Below are 5,860 nucleotides of genomic sequence, written 5' to 3'. Positions count from 1 at the left end.
TATTTAGTTACTTTGTCCATTAAATCATTAATAAACAAAGAAACTTAAGAACAAATACACTTGCTATTAAATAATAATTTTAATTATTAATCCAATCAGCTTTGCTTGTTTTGCAAATAATTTAACTTAGAATAAGTTGACGATGAAGTTTCTAATTTAGAGACACTTAATAATCCTTAAACTTGGTTAAGAATCACGCATTCTAAGCAATGAGCAAATTTAAGTCTCAATTTAACGTATTTGTATCTATCTCCTTTTAATGATCACCCAATCATTCCTACCCTTGCTTTACGATCATTAAAAACTTTCTCCTCGCTACTGACTAATTTATTTCCCCCTCACCTAATAAAAAGAGTCAGAAGTATTGCTATAACTAAGATTACAGTAAATCTTCTATTTAAAAACTTTTAAATAATGCGATTACTGAAATCTCAACAATGTGATCAAATAATGAAAAAACATCAATACAATACTTTTATCAAAAAGATTCGCAACGACCATAAAGTTAATCAAATTTCGCAAATCTTATTACAAGACACCGACAGCACTCCAGCTAAAGGCATTGGTTTAAAAGATGTTAATAATATGCTAGTGGCAGCTTCATTTCTTGTAGGTGTACCAGCTCTAGCAAACGCGAATACTGTAGAAACTCCAAAAACAGCTACTACTGCTACATTAGTAAGTAAAAATGATCTAAATGTAAACGTAGATACTACACAATCAACTGCACTTAACGTAGAAAACGTTAATAACGTACCTGTTATTAATATTGAAAATCCTAATAACGCTGGAGTTTCTGATAACCGTTTTTCTAATTTCTCAACTAACACAGGTGCTGTATTTAAAAATAATACTGTAGCTGTAGACTCATCAGTTTTAAAACAAAAATTAGCAGCTAACCCTAACTTAAAAGAAGCTGCAAAAGTAATTCTGGCGCAAGTGACTGGAAATAATAAGTCAGTAATTAAAGGAACTCTTGAAGTTTTAGGACAAAAAGCTGATTTATTAATCATCAACCCTAATGGTATTGATCTAAATGGCGTTAACTTAGTAAATACGCGTGATTTTACTGCTGCAACGGCAGAAGTAAATGCTAACAACTATGACGCTATGGATGTTAGACGCGGTGAAATTAACGTAAACGGCGATTTAACAACCGATGACGTTAATGTTCTTAAATTAATTGCGCACGCAGTGCAAGTTAAAGCTAAGATTGCACCAAGCAAGAAAAACAAAAAAGCCGCTGACATCGTAATTTCAGCGGGTAAACAAAAATTTGATCATAAAACTAATACAGCTACAGCTGTTGACACTAGTGCCGAAGAACCTCGCGTTGCGATTTCTGGTGATGCCTTAGGTTCAATGTACGGAAATAAAGTTAACTTTATTGTAACTGAATCTGGTGCTGGTGTTGAATTTGACGGTTTAGTATTAGGTGATGATAATATTGCTATTACTGCCGACGGTCAAATCAAAGTTAATCAAGTTATCTCTGATAAAGACGTACAAGTAGCATCTAAAAATGCAGATGTTACAACTAAAGGTTTAGTAACTGGTAAAAATACAAGCGTTAAAGGTAAACGTGTATTTATTGAAGCAGATTCTTTAGTAAATGCAGAACAACAAACTACTCTAAGCGCAAGTGAAAAAGTTGAATTATCAGGTCAAGTACATGGTGATAATGTTTTATTATCAGCTACTGACTTTGATACAAACGAACAAGCTTCTGTAAGTGCAACTAAAGCTACAATCGAATACACTCAAGGTGTAGAATCGGCTGATAAATTTGCAACTTTAAACAAAATTGCAAGTCAAACATCTGCTGGTAAAGTAGCATTAAAAACTACAAATGTAACTGTAAATCAAGGTGAAAATGTTACTGTAAGCGCAGTTAATGAATTTGTTGTTACAGATACATTTAAAAACCACGGTATTCTTAGCCTAGAGCACCGTTTAGATTTAGATACAGATGAATCTATTTTAGTTTCTACTGGTAAAAACTTTGAAAACTACGGTGTGCTTTTAGCTCACAATTTAGGTGTTAAATCTACTAAAAATATCAATTTAGCAGGTGCAACATTTATCTACAATGATGCTCTATTACTAGCGCAAAACGTAGAACAATCAGGAGCTTTAGCAGTTGGTGGTAATTTAACCGTTATTGCTGATCAGTTTAATGTAAATGGTACGTTAAACGGTGAAGCAAAAATTGATACTACCGACAGCATTACAGCTTCTCACTATGCTGATTGGCGTTTACGTCGCGATCTATACAACATTACTACGCAATTTGGTAAAGTTAATTTAGATGGCGTAACTGTAAACGGTGGTAAATTAAACGTTAAAGGTAACTTAATTGTTGTAGGTTTAGCTTACCAAGATCAAGAAACTTTAAATCAATTTACTGACAATAGTGAAGTTGTATCATTAAACGACAATAAGTTAGATTTCAATGCACGTAATGCAAGCATTAGTGTAGGTGAAGATCTTACTGTTATCGGTGATGTAACAAATAAAGTAGACACTATTCAAGTACCAGTTGCAGATCTGTTAAAACGTTCTGGTAAAGTTACTTTCTCATTCCAACCACGTACTTGGATTAATACCGGTTTAATGCGTGCAAAAGTACAAACTTTTGATAGCGTATATGATTTATTCCAAGGTCTATTTGGTAATAGCAAAAACTTTAGCTGGCGCAATGGTGCTTACCAAATTAAAGGTGAGTACGTACTTGACACTTTAAGAGAAGGCTTTACTGATACTTACTCACAACAATTAATGAGTACAGTATTTGGTTCGGACTGGAAATTTGCAAACTTTAACACGTTAAAAGATCGCTGGAATAACTTCCTAGCTAAAGAAAATAACTTACAAGTTACTTTCTATGCAGCAGGTGGTCAATTATCAGTTGGTGGCAACTATACGCAAACTGGTGGTGATCTATACGTAGGTACAGATCGTAATCTTTACACCGTTGACACTAAAACTAACAAAGATTACTCGATAAATCTGGCACGTGCTGGTCTATCAGATTCAAAAGTTACACGTACTGAAGCAGCTAGTCTTGTTAATTTAAATGCTGAAATTGGTGCTGAAGTAAACGACTTAATCTCTAGTGCAACCGCTGAGTTTAATAACGTTAGCGAAATTAAAGATTTCTCAACTATCGCAGATGGTCTACCTTTAGACGGTGATAACACCACTTTAGCCTTAAACGTATTACAACAAGTTAAAGATCAAACTGGTAACTATCTTCTAAAATCAGCTAGCGCAACTGAAGTGATTAATGAATTAATCACCAATACGGCTCGCTACAACAAAAAACTAGCAGAACTTAACGCTTGGTATCAAGAAAAAGTAGACAGCAATTTAACAGTTAAAACTAAAGAGTTTTACACTAAACAATACGAAGTTAAATTAAATCGTTTAAATACACAATACGATCAATTAACATTCGTGAAAAATGCTGATGGTACTTACGCTCCAAGCTTAAAACTTTCAAGCAAAACGCAACGTATTGTTACTGATTACGCTTTAGCTGCTGCTATTGTTGAAACAGGTAATGATTTAAGTGTTACTGAAGCAGAAAGCATTACTACAAATAACGCTATGTTAAAAGGTAAAAACGTTACTTTAGAAGCTCCTGAAATTAATTTAGAAGCTGCTGCAAATGGTAACGCTGTTATTGCTGAAGAAGCTACTGTAATTAATGCAGACAACTTCAAATTATTAGGTAATGCAAAACTTGGTAATTTAACTTTATTTGCTAATAACGCAGAATTAAGTAGTAAAGGTGCTTTAGACAGCAAAGGTAACCAAACCTTATCTGGCACAGCTACAGCAAAAAATGCTGAAGTTGTTGTTACTGGTGAATTAGCATTAAATGCTTATAAAGTCCTCGTTGAAAACAACGCTACTTATACTGCAGAAAGTCTAAACCTACTTGGTGATACAGTAGTTGGTTCATCATACGCTAAAGAAGATGTTGCTGGCGCAGTTGGTACTACCGAAACCAAAAAAGTTGCAGCGTCTGTAGTTGGTAGTGAATTAACAGCAGACAACTTAGTAATCTACACTGATTACATGCACACTCAATCAGCGAAAGTAAATGCTCATAACAAAGCTGAAATTACGGTTACTGAAGATTTATTAGCAGATACTATTTCTAATTACGAAGAAACTAAAACTCACACCGAAACTATTAAAGTTGGCGCTTCAGCAAATGCTGACTTTGGTGGATATAAAGGTAGTGCAAGTGTTAGTCTAGCTGATAACAACGGTACAGCTAAAGTTGAAGGTGGAGTTGTTCGCGATAAAAATACCACTGGTAAAGCAGGTGCTGGCTTTAGTATTAGCTATAGCGTAGTAGATACAACTTCAAGTGCTAAAGTTGCAGAAAACAACAAATACAATGCGCAAGATTTAACTATTAATGTTGGTGGTACTGCTGAACTTGGTAATACAGACATTAATGTTGATACAGCTTCGAAAGAACCTGCTAAAGCGGTAATTAACGCGAATAAAGTGACTTCTGAGCAAGTACAAAATACTTACACAGAAACAACTAAATCTCATAGCGTAGGTTTTAGCATTGGCTCGACTATTAGCTCACCTGGCGTAACTAGTCTAAGCAATGTTGTAAGCAATATTGCTACAGCGGTTGAACAAGGTTCTGAGTTAAATTCAACCTTTGGTATGTTAACCAATGTTGCTAAGAATGCTATGAACATTGTTCAAGACCCATCTGCAAGTATTGGTATTAAAACTGGTTTAGAAGCTAACTGGTCAAATACTTCAAGTAAAGAAGTAGTAGACAATCGCAACAATTACAAAGGTGATTTAACTATTAACGCTCAAGATAGTATTAATCTTAAAGCGGTAAATGGTCATGAATTAAACAACTTAAGTTTAACTGCTGACAATGTAAGCATTGAAGGTGGCGTATCACCAAAAGAAGTTTCAACTAAAGAAGGTGGCTTCAAACTTGGTTTAGAAACTGGTATTGTTGCTGATAAGACTGGTGTAAATGCAAAAATTGCTGGTACTTTAGCAGTTACAGGTGAATTTGCAGATACTTCTGAACAAAACGTTCGTTCTAGCGAATTAAACGTTAAAAACTTAGAAATTAACGCTGAAGCAACTAAACTTGAAGCGACAACAATCGAAGCGGAAAAAGCTGATATTAACACGCAAACTTTAGATGTTATTTCTAAACAAAATACGTTTGATGGACACAAAACTAACTTTACTATTGGCGCTACAGCTGCAGTATCTATTTCTCCGACTGGTGCAGTAACACCATCAGGTTCATTTAATACTACAGTAAGTCATGAAGTTACTAAATCAGAAATTACCGAAAACCAAGCTGGTATTACGGCTAAAGAATTAAATGTTAAAGCAGAACAAATTGCTTTAACAGGTGGTACTTTAATTGCTCAAGAAACTTCTGATATTTCTGCGCAAGTAGTAAATGCAGTTAACTTAAAAGAATTTAGCTATACCGATGGTGGTAAAGGTGGTTTAGCATTTGCATTCGATGAAAATGGTGTTAAATCTATCACTCCATCAGCTGGTCGTTTAGAAAATACTCATTTAAAACAAACTACTCATGCATCAATCATTGCTGATAATGTTAATGTAGAATTTGTAGACGGTGAGTTAAATACAGACATTGCTAAATTACAAGAAGTTAATTCATTTGAAGCAAACGAAGCGAAAAACTATACTTTTACTATCGACGCAAACTTTGAAGAAAAAGTTAAAACGCAAGTAAAAGACTTAAAAAATAAAGTTGTAACTGTAGCTAACAAACTAGGTTTAAACTTAGCTGGTAACACTACAAACACAACTAACAACACAA

1 protein-coding gene is annotated in these 5,860 nt (G+C 34.3%); it reads left to right on the top strand.

Annotated features, from left to right (window positions below; genetic code table 11):
• Window positions 1-450: 450 nt before the first annotated feature.
• The coding region (locus tag CKF58_RS04605) for a two-partner secretion domain-containing protein (RefSeq protein WP_119531443.1) at window positions 451-5,860 on the top strand (5,410 nt) is incomplete at its 3' end.

This window comes from Psittacicella hinzii (assembly GCF_003585935.1).
Taxonomy (GTDB): domain Bacteria; phylum Pseudomonadota; class Gammaproteobacteria; order Enterobacterales; family Psittacicellaceae; genus Psittacicella; species Psittacicella hinzii.
This window is presented reverse-complemented; position numbering and strand designations above follow the sequence as displayed.